This window comes from Porphyrobacter sp. SLTP (assembly GCF_009905735.1).
Lineage (GTDB): Bacteria > Pseudomonadota > Alphaproteobacteria > Sphingomonadales > Sphingomonadaceae > Erythrobacter.
Window position 1 is genome coordinate 183440 of sequence record NZ_JAAALE010000005.1, and the last position, 16299, is coordinate 199738.

Here is a 16299-nt window from a genome sequence, read left to right on the forward strand (position 1 = left end):
TTTCAGATTTCCGCCGCTTCACGCATGGCTAGCGCGCTTCGATGGGGGCCATGTGGGCGTGATGGCGCGGAAAGTCAATCCTTTCGCCACATGCGTCACCCCGTGCCTGACACGGGGCTAGGCTTTTCTTCTTGGACGTGTGCACAAGGTTAGCCAAACCCCGTATCAAGCACGGGGCGACGGACTTAGGGTTTGCCTTACCCCAACCCCGCCGCAGCCATCAGCGCCTTGGTGCTTGGGTCGAACTTACCCTCGCCGCTTTCGATCTGCTTCGCGATCGCCTTGCCAAGCTCGACCCCGAACTGATCGAAGGGGTTGATCCCCATCAGCACGGCATTGGCGAAGGTGCGGTGTTCGTGGAAGGCGATCAGCGCGCCCAGCGCGGCCGCATCGCAATCGTCGATCAGGAAGGTGGTCGAAGGCCGGTCGCCCGGATAGGCCCGCGCCGGATCATCGGCCGGTTTGCCCGCCATCAGCGCGGCCCCCTGCGCGAGGCAGTTCATCAGCAGGATGCGGTGATGTGCCGGATCGAGCTGGTCGCCGGGCCCGATACTGACGAGGAAATCGACCGGGATCAGATGCGTGCCCTGATGCAGCAGCTGGAACACGGCGTGCTGCGCGTCGGTGCCCACCCCGCCCCAGGTGATCGCTGCTGTCGGCCCGTCAACCGGGCTGCCGTCCGTCTTCACGCTCTTGCCATTCGATTCCATCTCAAGCTGCTGGAGATAGTCGGGCAGCAGCGCGAGCCGCTCGTCATAAGCGAACACCGCGCGGGTCTGGCAGCCGCGCAGCCGGGTGTAATACTGGTCGGCGAATGCAGCGAGCAGCGGGGCATTGGTCCGGCCTTCCTCTGCGCGGAAGTGATCGTCCACCGCCTTGGCGCCTGCCAGCATGGCGCGGAATTCGTCCATGCCGATGGCGAGCGCGACCGGGAAGCCGATCGAAGAGAACAGCGAATAGCGCCCGCCCACGCTTTCGATGAAGGGCAGCACGCGAGTCTCGTCCACGCCCCACTCGACGGCCTTCTCGGGCGACGCGGTGAGCGCGATCACTCGGCCGCCCGGATCATCCACACCGTTTTCTGCCAGCCACTTCAGCGCACTGTCGGCATTGGTCATCGTCTCGATGGTGGTGAAGGTCTTGGAGGCGACCGCGATCAGCGTCGTCTCCGGATCGCAGGCCCGGAACGCCTGTTCCAGCGCCAGCCCGTCAATGTTCGAGACCACGTGCACATCGACCAGCGCCAGATCGCGGGTCAGCGCATCGATGGCGAGCGCGGGGCCAAGCGCCGATCCGCCGATGCCGATCGCGATGCAATGCTTGATCTCGCCCAGCGCGCCTTCGTGGATCGCTTCGACCAGCAGGCTCATGCGGGTGAGCAGCGCTTCAGCCTCATCGACCTGCGCGGGCGTGCCGCTGCCGCGCAGCGCACCGTGGGTCGCGGCGCGGCCTTCGGTGACGTTGATGATCCCACCGCCAAACAGCGCCTCGCGCGCCGCGTCAAAGCCGGCCGCTTCGGCCAGCGCTTCGAAGGCAGAGAGCGCGTCATCGCTCAGATGGGTTTTGGAAAAATCGATCCGCATCCCGGCCTCGGCGGCGCTGCCGGGCTCCACTGGCCAGGCGATCCGCCGGGTCAGGTTGGCGGGCCGATCGGGATCCGCGGCGAACAGGTCGGCGAGCTTGGGCTGCGGCAGAGCCTTCAGCTGCGTCCATGCTGCCGCCATAGCCGCATCACCTTTTGCCCCACCCGAAGTGCTCATCGCCGTTTCCCTTTACGCAAGTGTGCGGCTGCGAGTAAGGGCAGAGACGATGGATGTTAAGACCCAATCGCTTGAGACCCAAACGCTCGACGCAGGCCAGACCGCCGCAAATGGCGCCCGTGCCCGCGAAAGCTGGGGCGGCTTTATCTGGTTCCTCGTCAAGCTGCTGCTGGCGGTGCTGGCGTTCCGCACGCTGGTGTTCTCGCCCTTCTCGATCCCATCGGAGAGCATGTTGCCACGGCTGATGAACGGCGATTATCTGCTGGCGGCCAAGTGGCCCTATGGCATCTCGCGCCACGCCCTGCCCTTCGATCTGCCGCTGCCCAGCGGACGCCTGCTGCCCGGCACGCCCGAGCGCGGCGATATCGTGATCTTCAAGCACCCGGTCGACGGGCGCGAATATATCAAGCGGGTGATCGGCCTGCCGGGCGACCGTGTGGCGGTGATCGGCGGCGAGGTTGTGCTGAACGGCACGCGCCTGCCGCGCCAACGGATCGCCGACGTTCCGGTGACGCAATCGTCCAATACGGGCTGTGCCTGGGGCGGCGACCTCGCGAATGGGGCGGAGGGGATCGAGGTGTGCCGCTACCCCGCGTTCCGCGAGACGCTGCCAGGCGGCCCGTCTTACACCACGCTCGATTTCGGCCTCACCCCCTATGATGGCTTTGCCGAGATGACGGTGCCCGCAGGCCGCCTGTTCGTGATGGGTGACAACCGCGACAGTTCGCGCGACAGCCGCTTTCCGGCGGTGGCGGGTGACGGGGTCGGCTTTGTCCCGCAAGACCTGCTGGTCGGGCGCGCCGCGATCATCATCTGGTCGACCGACGGCAGCGCCGATTGGGGCAAGCCGTGGACGTGGTTCTCCGCCGCGCGCTGGGACCGGATCGGAGACACGCTGTGAAAGGGCTCGCCCCTGCTACCCGCGAATGGCTTGAGGCCAAGGGCTTTGTCATCGCCAACGAGGCGCCGTGGATCGAGGCGCTGACCCACGGCAGCTACAACGTCTCGGGCGCGGAAGTGGCCGATTACCAGCGGCTGGAGTTTCTGGGGGACAGGGTGCTGGGGCTCTCGGTGGCGAGCTGGCTGTTCCGCGCCGGAGACGCTCCCGAGGGGCGGCTTTCGCAGCGTCTCAACGCGCTCGTCAGCGGGGCGACGTGCGCGCGCATCGCCCGTGCGATTGACCTCCCGGTTCACATTCGCCTCGGCAAGCAGGCGCGTGACGATGGCGGGGCGGACAGCGACAAGATCCTCGGCGATGTGATGGAAGCCCTGATCGGCGCCTGCTTCATCGAGAACGGCTTCGATGCTGCGCAGGCCATAATCTACCGCCTGTGGTCGCATGAACTGGAAGGCGACGAGGGCAAATCAAAGCACCCCAAAAGCGCGTTGCAGGAATGGGCCGCGGGCAACCGCCGTGCGCCTCCGCTCTACGAAGTCATCGACCGCAGCGGCCCTGACCACGCCGCGCGATTCACGGTTCAGGTCAGCGTGCGCAATGTCGGCGCGGCCGAAGCGACCGCCACCAGCAAGGGCGAGGCCGAACGGCTCGCGGCCAAGGCGTTTCTTGAACAATATGGGTGAACGCTGAGAGTCGGCCAACCCGATGTTCTTGCAATGTTTCACGTGAAACATGGCCCGCCGCGGCATCACCGCGCCGCAATAAGGGCACCATGAGCCGACAACCACCTGCCAACGACACCGCAACAACCAAGCAAACCGCCGCGACCCTGCGCGCTGCGCTTCGACAAGCCGCAGCGAAATTGATAAGGACACGTCATGAACACCTCTCCCCCTACCCGCTGCGGAGTCGTTGCCGTGATCGGCGCGCCGAACGCTGGCAAATCGACGCTGGTGAACCAACTGGTCGGCCAGAAGGTCGCGATCACCAGCGCCAAGGCGCAGACCACCCGCGCGCGGATGCTCGGCATCGCCTTGCATGAGCTGGACGGCGCGGGCGTGCAGATGATTCTCGTCGACACCCCCGGCATCTTCGCGCCGCGCCGCAGGCTCGACCGCGCGATGGTCAGCGCCGCATGGGAAGGCGCGGAAAGCGCCGATGCTGTGCTGCTGCTGGTCGATCCGATCAAGCAGCGCCGCCATGAGCTGGAGCCCTTGCTGGAAGCGCTGGCGGGCCGCCCGGAACGCAAGATCCTCGTCATCAACAAGGTCGACCGCTCCAAGAAGGAGCCGATGCTGGCGCTCGCGCAGGATCTGGCGGGCAAGGTCGATTTTGCCGAGATTTACTTCGTCTCGGCCCTGACCGGGGACGGCGTGCCCGAACTGAAGGATGCGCTGGCCGGCATGATGCCCGAAGGCGAATGGATGTATCCCGAAGATCAGGTCTCCGATGCTTCGGAGCGCCTGCTCGCTGCCGAAATCACCCGCGAACAGCTCTACCAGCAGCTCCACGAAGAACTGCCCTACGACAGCGCGGTGCGGCCCGAGAAATACGAAGTCCGCAAGGACGGGAGCATCGAAATCCACCAGCAAATCGTGGTCGCCCGCGAAACCCAGCGCGCGATCGTGCTGGGCAAGGGTGGCTCACGGATCAAGCAGATCGGCGCCGCCGCGCGCAAGGAATTGAGCGAAGTGCTGGGCGTGCCCGTGCACCTCTATCTCCATGTGAAGCAGCTGGAGAACTGGGCCGAGGACAAGGAAATCTTTGAGGAGATGGGGCTCGATTGGGTGCGGTGATCGCAGTGGGGCGTTGCTGCTTCGCATGAGATGACGAGGCGGTGCGAGCGCTGACAGAAAAGCCAAACCCTCCGATCAAGTCCGGGCCCCTGCTTCTCCCCTCCCCGTGGGGAGGGGTTGGGGGTGGGGGCTCGACATCAGCGGGCGTCGCACACCCATCCCCAGCCCTTCCCTCAAGGGAAGGGAGTTTGCAGCGCGATTTGAGAGCGTAACGCCAGGCCCCGTGTCAAGCACGGGGCGAAGGATGGGGAACCAGTCCCGCCCCAGCTACTCCAGCCCCCAATCCTCGTCATCGCGAGGCTCGTAGAGCCGTGGCGATCCATGAACCGCTGCTTTCGGCTTGTAAGGTCAGGTCATGGATTGGTTCGTCGCCTGCGGCTCCTCGCAATGACGAAGGTTTTCGTCATCCCAGCTTTCGCTGGGGTGACGGCAGTGGCGCATGAGCTCACCCCCGCCCCAGCTTCTCCAGCTTGGCCTTCAGCGCGGCCTCGTCGAACGGCTTGACGATGTAGTCGTCCGCGCCTGCCGCGATGCCGTCGTGGATGTCCTTGGCCTCGCCGTTCGAGGTGCAGAACACCACCACCGGCTCCTTGGGCGTGGGGATCGAGCGCAGCTTGGTGACGAAGGTGATGCCGTCCATTTCGGGCATGTTCCAGTCGGTCAGCACCAGATCAGGCATCGACTTCTTGCAGCGCGCCAAGGCTTCTTCGCCGTTTTCGGCTTCGACCGGGACGTAGCCCAGGCTCAACGCGATCTTGCTCGAAACCTTGCGGATCACACGGCTGTCATCGACGATCAGGCACGTCTTGGTGGTCGCAGCGGGCGCTGGCTGGCCGGAATAGCGGTCGCGCATCGCCTTGGCGGCGGCGACAATCGCGGCGGTATCGTCGGGTTCGGACGCGCCGGGCTGACCCGTCGGCGCCGGACGCGGCGGGGCGGCCGCTTCGGCAGCGACGCGGGCTTCGTCCTCTTCGGCAGCGGCAGCCAGCACTTTTTCGTTCTGTGCGAGCTTTTCGGCCAGCGTCTTGCCGTCGGTGACGGTGCGGCGATTGGGGCCAGAATTGCGCTTGATCAGGTTCTGCATGGTTACCGCCCCCCGCCCATCGTCGCAAAGCCCGACTCGTACGCCTTGGCGGCGTAATCATCGGAATAGGGATCGGCGGCATCGAGCGTGCCGACCGCTTCGCCCGGCGTCATGCGGATGTGGAGATAGGGCATCCAGACATCGCCGAATTCGGCCTTCTGGTACCACACGTCGAGCACATCATAGCTCGCCCACATGCCATCCGGTTCGCGCAGGCGGATGCCTTCGCCGATCCGCGGCACCGCAGCAAAGCGGATGCGGCTCTGGGTCTGATGGGTCTCGTTCTGGATTTCGATTTCTATCACGGCGGGAGCCCTTTTTCCGGCCACCGTGGTAAGGTCCAAATGCTTTATTATTTGCAAACGTCCGAGCGCCGGAACGGTCTTTGTTGTCCTCCGGCGCTCGGTTTGTCGTTTTGTCAGGCCTTCTTGGCCGCAGCCTTCTTCTTGGCAGGCGCTTTCTTGGCCGCGGGCTTCTTGGCAGCCGCCTTCTTGGGCGCGGCTTTCTTCTTGCCCTTCTTGGCAGACGGGCCCTTGGTGATACGCGCGTCGATCAGTGCGATCGCCTGTTCGAGCGTCACATCCTCGGGCTTGGCATCGCGCGGGATGGTGGCGTTGGTGGTGCCGTCGGTGACGTAGGGGCCATAGCGGCCCGGCATGACCTTGATCTCGCCGCCACTCGTGGGGTGTGCGCCCAGGGTGGCAATGGGCTCTGACGTCCCGCGTGTCGCCCCGCCGCGATTGGCGGATTGCGCCAGCAGATCGACCGCGCGGTTCATCCCCACCTCGAACACTTCGCGGGTGTTGGTGAGTTTGCCGTATTTGCCATCGTGCCGCAGATAGGGGCCGTAACGTCCGATATTGGCTTCGATTTCCAGCCCGGTATCGGGGTGCGCGCCGACAATGCGTGGCAGATCGAGCAGCTTCACCGCCCAATCGAGGTCGAAGTCGTCCAGGTCCTTGGGGATGCTGGCGCGCTTGGCTTCCTTGCCGTCACCCATCTGGACATAGGGGCCAAAACGCCCGGTCTTGCGGTGGATGTCCTCGCCCGTTTCGGGGTGCTGGCCCATGACGCCATCATCCGCCCCGCCCTCACCCTCGCCGCCCGGCTGAGCGAAGCGGCGGGTGTATTTGCACTCGGGATAATTGGCGCAGGCGACGAACGCGCCAAACTTGCCGCCGCGCAACGCGAGGCGACCATTGGCGCGGCCCTCGGTGGCGCAGAGCGGACAGGCGCGCGGATCGCTGCCGTCTTCGCGCGGAGGGAACAGGAAATCGGAGAGATATTCGTCCAATGCCTCGGTCACTTCCGAGGGGAGCTTCTCCATCACCTCGTCGGCCTTGGGCTTGAAGTCCTTCCAGAACCGGGCGAGCAGCAGCTTGTAATCCTCGCGCCCGTCGGAGACGATGTCGAGCTCGTCCTCCATCCCGGCGGTGAAATCATAGGCGACATAGGTGGGGAAGAAGCGTTCGAGGAAAGCCGTCAGCAAGCGGCCCGATTCCTCGGCGAAGAAGCGGTTCTTCTCCATCCGCACATAGGCGCGGTCCCGCAGGGTCTGGATGGTCGAGGCGTAGGTGGACGGACGCCCGATGCCGAGTTCTTCCAGACGCTTGACCAGCGATGCTTCGGAGAAGCGCGGCGGCGGCTGGGTGAAGTGCTGCGTGGCATCGACCGCGCGCTTGGCGGGGCAATCGCCCGATTTCATCACCGGCAGCAGGCCGCTTTCGTCATCATCGGCGTCGTCGAAGCCTTCCTGATAAACGGCGAGGAAGCCGGGGAAGCGGATCACCTGACCCGTGGCGCGCAGCTCGTGCTGGCCGGTCGCATCGCGGAAGGTGACCGTGGTGCGTTCCAGCTGCGCGGTCGCCATCTGGCTCGCCATCGCGCGCTTGAAGATGAGGTCGTAGAGCTTGCCCTCGTCCCCGCTCGCGGCACGTTCACGGGTGAAATCGGTCGGGCGGATGGCTTCGTGGGCCTCCTGCGCGTTCTTGGCCTTGGTGCTGTACATCCGCGGCTTTTCGGGGCGGTAATCCTCGCTGAAGCGCGCGGCAATGGCATCGCGGGCAGCCATGATGGCGCTCATGTCCATCTGCACGCCGTCAGTCCGCATATAGGTGATCGCACCCGCTTCGTAGAGGCTCTGGGCGAGACGCATCGTATGCTGCGCCGAATATCCGAGCTTGCGCGCGGCCTCCTGTTGCAGGGTCGAGGTGGTGAACGGCGGCGCGGGGTTGCGCTTGACCGGCTTGGTCTCGACGCCTTCGACCGTGAAGCGCCCGGCTTCAACGGCGGCCTTGGCCTCCATCGCGATGCCCTGCTGGCCGAGGCTCAGCTTCTCCAGCTTGTCGCCCCGGAACTTGACGAGGCGGGCATCGAACTCGGTGCCGTCATGCATCATGCGCGCGACGACTGACCAGTATTCATCCGCCCGGAAGGCCTCGATCTCGCGCTCGCGCTCAACGATCAGGCGCAGCGCGACCGACTGCACGCGGCCCGCGCTCTTGGCACCGGGAAGCTTGCGCCACAGCACCGGCGAGAGCGTAAAGCCGAACAGGTAATCGAGCGCCCGGCGCGCCAGATAGGCGTCGATCAGCGGCTGATCGAGCTCGCGCGGGCGGGCCATCGCCTCGGTCACGGCCTGCTTGGTGATCGCGTTGAAGGTGACGCGCTGGACGTTGGCAGGGACGCTCTTCTTCTTCTTCAGCAGCTCCAGCACGTGCCAGCTGATCGCCTCACCCTCACGGTCAGGGTCGGTCGCCAGCACCAGACGGCTGGCACCCTTGGCGGCGTCGGAAATCTCTTTGAAGCGGCTCTGCTTGTCGCGGTAAAGTTCCCACTCCATCGCAAAGTCGGCATCGGGATCGACGCTGCCATCCTTGGGCGGCAGATCGCGGACGTGGCCATAGGAGGCGAGGACCTTGAAGTCCTTGCCGAGATATTTCTCGATGGTCTTCGCCTTGGCGGGGGATTCAACGATGACAAGCTGCATGATAGTGCCGGGGTGTCCCTTACGTGTGTACGCGCGAGGGTGGAGCGGCGCGGCTTACAGCGTCAAGCGGGTTGTGCAAGAGGGCGCTTATCCGGCGCGGCGCACGGCCCCGTCCGCCTCGCGCACCAATTCGCCCGCCAGTTCCAGTTCGAGCAGCGCCATGTGCACCTCGGCTGCGGTGGCGGCTGACTGGCGGATCAGTTCGTCGACCGCGACCGGCGCATTGGTCAGCAGGTTGGCGATGTCGGTGCTGAGGTCGGCGCGTGCCTCGCCCCAGTTGAGCTTGGCGAGTTCGGCGTAGTCGAAATCCGCCATCCCGTCGCCCACCCGGAAGCGGGAGCGCGGGGCGCCGGTGAAGCTTTGCAACAACTCGACCACCTCCTCGGGCGTCTGCACCAGCACCGCGCCTTCGCGGATCAGCTGGTTGCAGCCTGACGCCCGCGCATCGAGTGGGGAGCCGGGGATCGCCATCACCTCGCGCCCCGCCTCGCCCGCCAGCCTAGCAGTGATGAGTGAGCCGGATTGCGGTGCGGCTTCGACCACCAGCGTGCCGCTGGCGAGGCCTGCGATGATGCGGTTCCGAGAGGGGAAATGCCGCCCGCGCGGCTCGGTGCCGGGGGGCTGTTCGGCGATCAGCAGGCCATCTTTCGCGATGCGCTCTTGCAAGGCGGTGTGCTGCGGGGGGTAGGCGATGTCGATGCCGCTGGCGATCACCCCGATGGTCTGCGGGAAGGCGCCTTCATGCGCCGCACCGTCGATCCCGCGCGCCAGGCCGGAGACCACCTTGAAGCCCGCTTCGGCCAGAGCGGCGGCGAAATCGCGGGCCAGCTTGACCGCCGCCCCGCTGGCATTGCGCGCGCCGACCAGCGCGACGCACGGCTCGGACGCCAAGGCCAGCCTGCCCCGGCAGGTGACAATCGGGGGAGCGCTGTCCAGCTCGGCCAGCAGCGCGGGGTAATCGGGTTGATCGTGAAACAGGTAGCGCGCGCCCGCCTGGCGCACGCCTGTGACCTCGCGCTCGATACTCTCCGCGCTGGCAGGGCGAAAGGGGCCCCGCCCCCGGCTCGCCAGATCGGGCAAGGCATCCAGCGCCGCCGCCGCCGTACCGAACCGCGCCAGCAGCTGACGATAGCTCACCGGCCCGATATGGGGCGAGCGCAGCAGGCGGATCCGCGCGAAGGCTTCTTGTTGCGAGAGCACCGGCTGCGACCCTTGGCTCTCCATCAGATGCGGCCCCGCATTACGGCGTGCTTGAGCCGATCTTCGGCTCCTCTCCGCGCATCAACCGCCCGATATTGGCGCGGTGCTGCAACAGCACGATGGCCGCGATCGAGACCAGCGGCGGAATGGCGTCGGGAAAGCCCATCCCCCACGCCACCAGCGGCGATGCGACCACGGTCACCATCGACGCCACGGAGGAAATCCGGCTGACGTACAGCGTGATCGCCCAGATCGCGGCGCAAGCCAGCATCGCGGGCCATGCCAGCGCCAGCAGCGCGCCAGCGGCGCTCGCAAAGCCCTTGCCGCCCTTGAACGCGAGCCACGGCGTGAAGCAGTGCCCCGCCACCGCCGCTATTGCTGCGACGCCTTCAGTCCCGGGCCAGACATGTCCGGCGACCAGCACCGGCACTGCCGCCTTGGCTGCGTCCAGCAGCACCGTCGCCGCCGCCAGCCCCTTGTTGCCGGTGCGCAGCACATTGGTCGCGCCAATCGAGCCGCTGCCGATCTTCCGCACATCCCCCAGCCCCGCCGCGCGGGTGAGGATCAGACCAAAGGGGATCGAGCCGAGGGCAAAGCCAAGCAAGGCGGCGAAAAACAGTTCCAAAACAACTCTCCGTCCGGGCTGAGCTTGTCGAAGCCCTGCCCTTCTTCTAGCGCCCTGTATGCCAAAAGAAAGACAACCCTTCGACAAGCTGAGGGTGAACGGTAAGAAGGCTTTCGTGAACTCAGACTCCCCCATCCTGCTGTTCGATTCCGGCGTCGGCGGGCTGACCGTTTACGACGCCTTGCGGAAGGTGCTGCCCGAGGCTCCGGTGATCTACGCCGCCGACCTTGCGGGCCTGCCCTATGGCACCAAGACCGAAGCCCAGATCGCGGCGCGGGTCGCGGGATTGCTCGGGCGGATGGCCGAGCGGTATCAGCCCCGCCTCGCCTGCATTGCCTGCAATACCGCATCGACCATCGCGCTGGGCATGGTGCGCGATGTGCTGGAGATTCCGGTGGTCGGCACCGTGCCTGCGATCAAGCCTGCGGCTGCGCTGACCCGGAGCGGCACCATCGGCCTCGTCGGCACCGAAGCGACGATCCGGCAAGCCTATGTCGACGATCTCGAAGCGAAGTTTGCTGGCGGCAAGCGCCTGCTGCGGGTCGCTGCCCCCGGCCTCGTCGCCGCTGCCGAGGCCAAGCTGCGCGGGCGACCGGTCGATCCCGCGCTGATCGCCGATGTGCACACGCGGCTTGCCGCAATGGCGGGCGGAGCGGACATCGACACGCTGGTGCTCGCCTGCACCCACTTCCCGCTGCTGGCCGATGAACTGGCCGCTGCCTTCGGGGATGATGTCACGCAAGTGGACGGCGCCGATGGCATCGCGCGCCGGATCGCCCACTTGCTCGAAGGGCAGAGCTTCGTCGCGCAAGGCCCCAACCGCTTCGTGGTCACCGGGCCGCTGACCGGGGCACATGGGCTGGAAGAAGCCCTCGCCACGCGCGGGTTCGGCCCCGCGGAAGCGTTCTGATTGGGGCCCCCAGCCTTGCGAAACGCTCGCAAAGATCGCTGTGGCAAAAACTGCACTCGCACCCTAGATAATCGCGCGAAACCAACCGCCATCTGGCACGTTATGGCGGGACAAAAGAAGCACGGCAGGAACGTAGCGCCCGCGTGAGCGGCCGCGAGAGCAGCGAGATGCGAGTGAACTACGATCAGATCTTCGATTCCGCGATCGACCGGTTGCATGAAGAAGGCCGGTACCGCGTCTTCATCGACATCATGCGCAACAAGGGCGCCTATCCCAATGCGCGCTGTTTTCACGGACACAATGGCCCCAAGCCGATCACGGTGTGGTGTTCGAACGACTACCTGTGCATGGGCCAGCACGACAAGGTGATCGGCGCGATGGAAGCCGCGCTGCATGATGTCGGCGCAGGTTCGGGCGGCACCCGCAATATCGGCGGCAACACGCACCTGCACGTCGAGCTCGAACATGAACTCGCCGACCTGCACGGCAAGGACACGGCGCTGCTGTTCACCAGCGGTTACGTGTCGAATGATGCCACGCTGTCCACGCTCGCCAAGCTTCTGCCGGGCTGCGTGATCTTCTCGGACGAATTGAACCACGCCAGCATGATCGCGGGCATCCGCAATTCAGGCTGCGACAAGAAGGTGTTCCGCCACAATGATGTCGCGCATCTCGAAGAGCTGCTCGCCAGCGTCGATATCGACACGCCCAAGCTGATCGCCTTCGAGAGCGTCTATTCGATGGACGGCGATGTCGCCCCGATCCACGCGATCTGCGATCTGGCCGAGAAGTACAACGCGCTCACCTATATCGACGAGGTTCACGCCGTAGGCATGTATGGCGCGCGCGGCGGCGGCATTTCGGAGCGCGACGGTGCGGCTCACCGGATCGACATCATCGAAGGTACGCTGGGCAAGGCGTTCGGTGTGATGGGCGGCTATATCGCGGCGAGCCACAAGGTGGTGGACTGCATCCGCTCCTACGCGCCGGGGTTCATCTTCACGACCTCGCTGTCGCCGGTGCTGGTGGCAGGCGTGCTCGCCTCGGTGCGGCACCTGAAGGAGTCCTCCGTCGAGCGCAACGCCCAGCAGCGCGCCGCGGCCATGCTGAAGCTGAAGTTTGCCGAAGCGGGCCTGCCGGTGATGGATTCTGTCACCCATATCGTCCCGCTGATGGTGGGCGATCCGATCCGCGCCAAGAAGATCAGCGACGTCCTGCTCGCCGAATACGGCGTCTATGTGCAGCCGATCAATTTCCCCACCGTCCCGCGCGGGACCGAGCGGCTGCGCTTCACCCCCGGCCCGCACCACACCGATGAAATGATGGACGAGCTGACGGCGGCACTGGTGGAAATCTGGGACCGGCTGGAGCTGCGGCTGGCCGAGGCGGCGTAATCGCCCCGCCCTGCCGTAGCGTCCTTTGAGCGGCGCTCCGGCTGGGCTAACGCCTCCCCGAACACAGATTCGGGAGAGAGCATCATGGGCGGTACGCCTGACCAGACTTACGCCGAGGTCGTCCTCGGGCGGCGCAGCATCCGCGGCTACCTCGACAAGCCCGTCCCGCGTGCGTTGATCGAAGAGATCCTCACGCTGGCGATGCGCTCGCCCACATCGATGAACACCCAGCCGTGGCATTTCCATGTCATCACGGGCGAACCGCTTGATCGTATCCGCAAGGGCAATACCGACAACATCCTCGCCGGCGTCCCCGACAGCCGCGAATTTCGCCGGGGCGAGGCATTTGCGGGCGTCCACCGCGATCGACAGGTCGAAGTCGCCAAGCAATTGTTCGGCGCGATGGGGATCGAACGCGATGACAAGGACGCGCGGCAGGACTGGGTGCTGCGCGGCTTCCGCCAGTTCGACGCGCCGGTCTGCGTGATCGTCACCTATGACCGCGAGCTTGGCGGCTCGGATGACACCGCCTTCGATTGCGGCGCAGTGACCACCGCGCTGGTCAATGCGGCATGGTCCCGCGGGCTCGGCTGCGTGATCAACTCGCAAGGGATCATGCAGAGCCCCGTGGTGCGCGAACATGCCGGCATCCCCGAGGATCAGGTGATCATGAAAGCCGTCGCGCTGGGTTGGCCCGATCCGGACTTCCCCGCCAATGCCGTCGTCAGCCACCGCAAGACCGTGGCCGAGGCGGCGCGGTTCATCGGTTTCGACTAGGGCTTTACTCGCAAAGCCCTGCGGCGCGTTCGGCGATGCCTTTCAGCCCCTTGCACTTCTTCTTGGCGGGCTTGGCCGGTTCTCCGCTCCCCTCGGCAGCGGTATCCGTTCCCGCCATGCTCCCGCCCATGCCCTCCATCCCCGGGAGCAGCATGGTCGACGAGCGGAAGCGCACGCGGGCGATCCATTCAGGGTTCCAGGGCTTGCGGGCATCGGCCGGCCGCGCCGGATAGGCAAAATCGACCTGCGGGCCATAGGCTTGGAGGTTGACCATCATCCCCTCCCCGCTCGCCTGCATCACCTCGGCCGGGATGGTGCAGTCGCGCTGTTCGGGCGGCATGACGGTTCCGGCCGCGATCAGCTTGCGCACCCCTGCGGGCGAGATCCAATCCCACAGCGGGCCGCCAAAGGCCTGCTGTTTCGATGACGCCCACCACACCATTTCGGTCGGCGGGCCGCCGCGCCCCATGCCTTTCGCCCCCATCGCCCAGGCATAATAGCCGGTCGCCTTGTCGAGCCCGTTCCACGCGAGATTGCTGGCACCGCCTGCGACGTCGCTGGTGCGCGCTTCCAGCGCAGGCATGAAGTCCTCGGCAAGGGTGAAATTGATTTCCTTGGAATAATTGGCAGCGATGCGGTGTGCGCCGATCAGCGATCCTTTGGCGGGGACGGACTTGTTGTCCTTGCCGTGCGGCCAAGAGGTGTAGGTCTTGCTTCCCGAGATGGTCATGGTCCAATCTTCGGGCAGATTGACACCGCTCGTGAACAGGCCGGGCGGCATCTCGCCAGCGGCAAGCTTGGCGAAATCGATCACCACCGGCTGTCCCTTGGGCGCACGCGCGCCGCAGCCCCAGTAGAGCAACAGCCGCCCGCTCGGGCGTTCGAAAGTCGGGGTCCCCTCGTATTCTGCCTTGGCCGGCGGCAGCAGCCGCAGCGACGTGCCAAGGCCCGCGCCCTGCGGCATGAAGTGATCGGCCTGCGGCTTGGGCGCCGTCGTGCTTGCGCCATGTTGCAGCAGCAGCGTGCGCACCGCTTGGGGAGCCCGGCCGCTCATCATGCCCATCATCGCCCCGAACCCGCCGCCGCTGGCCATCGCGCCCATACCGCTCATGGTGGCGGCATCCATCGCATAGCGCACCGGAGGGCTGGCTGAAGATTGCGACAGGGCGGTGGTCGACACCAGCGTGGCGGCGGCGCCAAGCCCCGCGAGCGTGACGAAAGCCGAGACAGTCAGACGCATAGTGATTCTCCCCCCGAGACCGGCGGAAGATACCACACAATGCGCAGCCGGATATAGCCGGTCGCAGGGGCTGGCCCCGCCGCGCCTTATCGCGGCAGTTCGCTCGCCCCCATCAACGCCTCGTCCACGGCGCGCGCCGCCTGACGCCCTTCGCGGATCGCCCAGACAACCAGACTTTGCCCGCGGCGCATGTCGCCACAGGCAAAGACGCCGGGTTCGGAGGTGGCGTAGCGGTCCGTATCGGCATCGACATTGCCGCGCGGCGACAGCGCGACGCCCGCCTGTTCGAGCAAGCCCGCCTTCTTCGGCCCGACGAAGCCCATCGCGAGCAGGATCAGATCGGCCGGGATGGTGAATTCGCTGCCCGCCATTTCCTGCATCTGACCGCCAATCCACTCGACGCGGACGCATTCGAGGCCAGTGACCTTCTGGCCATCGCCCAGCACGCGCTTGGCCAGCACCGCCCAGTCGCGCTCCACGCCTTCCTGGTGGCTGGAGGAGGTGCGCAGCTTCATCGGCCAGTCGGGCCAGGTCAGCGCCTTGTCTTCCTTCTCAGGCGGCTTGGGCATGATTTCGAGCTGGGTGACACTGAGCGCGCCCTGCCGGTTCGAGGTGCCGACACAGTCGCTCCCCGTATCGCCGCCGCCGAGCACCACCACGTGCTTGCCGGTCGCCAGCAGGGAGCCACGCGGCGCGGCGCGGAGCTCATCGTCGCCTGCGACGCGCTTGTTCTGCTGGGTCAGGAATTCCATCGCCAGCCGCACGCCCGACATTTCCGCGCCGGGGATCTGGAGCTGGCGCGCATCTTCCGCGCCACCGGCCAGCACCACCGCATCGAAGTTCTCACGCAGCGAGGCAAAGGAGATGTCGACGCCGACTTCCTTCGAGGTTTTGAACGTCACCCCTTCCGCTTCCATCTGCTGGGCGCGGCGGTTGATGAGGTGCTTTTCCATCTTGAAGTCGGGGATGCCGTAACGCAGCAAGCCGCCGACGCGGTCCGACTTCTCGAACACCGTGACCGAATGCCCCGCGCGCGCCAATTGCTGCGCGCAGGCGAGCCCTGCCGGGCCCGAGCCGACCACCGCGACCGACTTGCCGGTCTTCTTCGCGGGCACCTGCGGGTGAATCCAGCCTTCCTTCCACCCGCGATCGACGATGGCGCATTCGATCGACTTGATGGTGACTGGCTGGTCGATGATGTTGAGCGTGCATGCCGCCTCGCACGGCGCGGGGCAGATGCGGCCGGTGAATTCCGGGAAGTTGTTGGTGGAATGCAGCATCGCCAGCGCGCGCTTCCAGTCCGCCTCGTAGACGAGGTGATTCCAGTCCGGGATCAGGTTGTTCACCGGACAGCCATTGTGGCAATATGGAATGCCGCAATTCATGCAGCGCGAGGCCTGCCCTGCCAGCGTGCCCTCATCCGGCTGGATGACGAATTCGCGGTAGTTCTTCAGCCGTTCCTTGGGATCGAGATAATCCCGCTCGCGGCGGTCCAGCTCGAGAAATCCGGTTTCCTTGCCCACGTGTCGTTACCTTCGTTCTTTCGTCATTGCGAGGGGCCGCAGGCCCCGCGGCAATCCATGACCCGTTGTTTCAAACTCATGCCCTCGGTCCATGGGTTGCTTC

Annotated in this window: 14 protein-coding genes; 6 read left to right on the top strand and 8 right to left on the bottom strand. The window is 65.8% G+C overall.

Features of this window, described 5'->3' with window-relative positions; translation table 11 throughout:
- Nucleotides 1-197: 197 nt before the first annotated feature.
- Nucleotides 198-1760 carry a glucose-6-phosphate isomerase gene (gene pgi / locus GVM20_RS06235; RefSeq protein ID WP_234031882.1) on the bottom strand — a complete coding sequence of 521 codons (1563 nt, stop codon included), beginning with the start codon at nucleotides 1758-1760 and terminating at the stop codon, nucleotides 198-200.
- A gap of 49 nt (nucleotides 1761-1809) precedes the next feature.
- Between pgi and lepB the strand changes: the two genes are divergently transcribed.
- The 3 genes from lepB (at nucleotide 1810) to era (ending at nucleotide 4454) form a co-directional block, all read left to right on the top strand.
- Nucleotides 1810-2661 (top strand): signal peptidase I, encoded by an 852-nt coding sequence (lepB, locus tag GVM20_RS06240; RefSeq protein WP_166546423.1) that lies wholly within the window; start codon nucleotides 1810-1812, stop codon nucleotides 2659-2661.
- Nucleotides 2658-3341, top strand: a complete 684-nt coding sequence (gene rnc / locus GVM20_RS06245; RefSeq protein ID WP_353653115.1) for a ribonuclease III — start codon at nucleotides 2658-2660, stop codon at nucleotides 3339-3341. Before lepB ends, rnc begins: the two co-directional genes overlap by 4 nt.
- 195 nt (nucleotides 3342-3536) lie before the next feature.
- The gene (gene era / locus GVM20_RS06250) at nucleotides 3537-4454 is read left to right on the top strand and encodes a GTPase Era (RefSeq protein ID WP_166546424.1); all 918 of its coding nucleotides are present in this window, start codon (nucleotides 3537-3539) and stop codon (nucleotides 4452-4454) included.
- Between the two features lie 445 nt (nucleotides 4455-4899).
- On the opposite strand, the gene GVM20_RS16525 is transcribed toward era, so the two are convergent.
- From GVM20_RS16525 to plsY, 5 genes are all read right to left on the bottom strand, one after another.
- Nucleotides 4900-5538 (bottom strand): response regulator, encoded by a 639-nt coding sequence (locus GVM20_RS16525; RefSeq protein ID WP_353653116.1) that lies wholly within the window; start codon nucleotides 5536-5538, stop codon nucleotides 4900-4902.
- Nucleotides 5539-5540: 2 nt separating this feature from the next.
- Nucleotides 5541-5843 carry a hypothetical protein gene (locus tag GVM20_RS06260; protein WP_234031883.1) on the bottom strand — a complete coding sequence of 101 codons (303 nt, stop codon included), beginning with the start codon at nucleotides 5841-5843 and terminating at the stop codon, nucleotides 5541-5543.
- A gap of 113 nt (nucleotides 5844-5956) precedes the next feature.
- Nucleotides 5957-8527, bottom strand: coding sequence for a type I DNA topoisomerase (gene topA / locus GVM20_RS06265; RefSeq protein ID WP_166546425.1), 2571 nt, complete (start codon nucleotides 8525-8527; stop codon nucleotides 5957-5959).
- 87 nt (nucleotides 8528-8614) lie between these two features.
- Nucleotides 8615-9751, bottom strand: coding sequence for a DNA-processing protein DprA (gene dprA / locus GVM20_RS06270; RefSeq protein WP_166546426.1), 1137 nt, complete (start codon nucleotides 9749-9751; stop codon nucleotides 8615-8617).
- 16 nt (nucleotides 9752-9767) lie between these two features.
- Nucleotides 9768-10352 carry a glycerol-3-phosphate 1-O-acyltransferase PlsY gene (plsY, locus tag GVM20_RS06275; protein WP_166546427.1) on the bottom strand — a complete coding sequence of 195 codons (585 nt, stop codon included), beginning with the start codon at nucleotides 10350-10352 and terminating at the stop codon, nucleotides 9768-9770.
- A 115-nt stretch (nucleotides 10353-10467) separates the two neighbouring features.
- On the opposite strand from plsY, the gene murI reads away from it, so the two are divergent.
- From murI to GVM20_RS06290, 3 genes are all read left to right on the top strand, one after another.
- Nucleotides 10468-11262, top strand: coding sequence for a glutamate racemase (gene murI / locus GVM20_RS06280; RefSeq protein ID WP_353653117.1), 795 nt, complete (start codon nucleotides 10468-10470; stop codon nucleotides 11260-11262).
- Nucleotides 11263-11435: 173 nt separating this feature from the next.
- Entirely contained in the window at nucleotides 11436-12656 is a 1221-nt protein-coding gene (gene hemA / locus GVM20_RS06285) for a 5-aminolevulinate synthase (RefSeq protein ID WP_166546465.1), read from the top strand.
- Nucleotides 12657-12740: 84 nt separating this feature from the next.
- Nucleotides 12741-13433, top strand: a complete 693-nt coding sequence (locus GVM20_RS06290; protein ID WP_166546429.1) for a nitroreductase — start codon at nucleotides 12741-12743, stop codon at nucleotides 13431-13433.
- 4 nt (nucleotides 13434-13437) lie between these two features.
- Here the strand turns inward: GVM20_RS06290 and GVM20_RS06295 are convergent, their stop codons facing one another.
- Together GVM20_RS06295 and GVM20_RS06300 are read right to left on the bottom strand one after the other, a co-directional pair.
- Complete coding sequence (locus tag GVM20_RS06295) at nucleotides 13438-14673, bottom strand: hypothetical protein (protein ID WP_166546430.1); 1236 nt, start codon at nucleotides 14671-14673, stop codon at nucleotides 13438-13440.
- Nucleotides 14674-14759: 86 nt separating this feature from the next.
- On the bottom strand, nucleotides 14760-16196 hold the full coding sequence (locus GVM20_RS06300) for a glutamate synthase subunit beta (protein ID WP_166546431.1): 1437 nt from the start codon (nucleotides 16194-16196) through the stop codon (nucleotides 14760-14762).
- Nucleotides 16197-16299: the final 103 nt, after the last annotated feature.

Excerpts from the sequence above, each read along its gene's own strand:
- dprA (WP_166546426.1), bottom strand. The coding sequence starts at position 9,751 with ATGGAGAGCCAAGGGTCGCAGCCGGTGCTCTCGCAACAAGAAGCCTTC.
- pgi (WP_234031882.1), bottom strand. The coding sequence starts at position 1,760 with ATGAGCACTTCGGGTGGGGCAAAAGGTGATGCGGCTATGGCGGCAGCA.
- lepB (WP_166546423.1), top strand. The coding sequence starts at position 1,810 with ATGGATGTTAAGACCCAATCGCTTGAGACCCAAACGCTCGACGCAGGC.
- GVM20_RS06290 (WP_166546429.1), top strand. The coding sequence starts at position 12,741 with ATGGGCGGTACGCCTGACCAGACTTACGCCGAGGTCGTCCTCGGGCGG.
- topA (WP_166546425.1), bottom strand. The coding sequence starts at position 8,527 with ATGCAGCTTGTCATCGTTGAATCCCCCGCCAAGGCGAAGACCATCGAG.
- era (WP_166546424.1), top strand. The coding sequence starts at position 3,537 with ATGAACACCTCTCCCCCTACCCGCTGCGGAGTCGTTGCCGTGATCGGC.
- GVM20_RS16525 (WP_353653116.1), bottom strand. The coding sequence starts at position 5,538 with ATGCAGAACCTGATCAAGCGCAATTCTGGCCCCAATCGCCGCACCGTC.
- GVM20_RS06295 (WP_166546430.1), bottom strand. The coding sequence starts at position 14,673 with ATGCGTCTGACTGTCTCGGCTTTCGTCACGCTCGCGGGGCTTGGCGCC.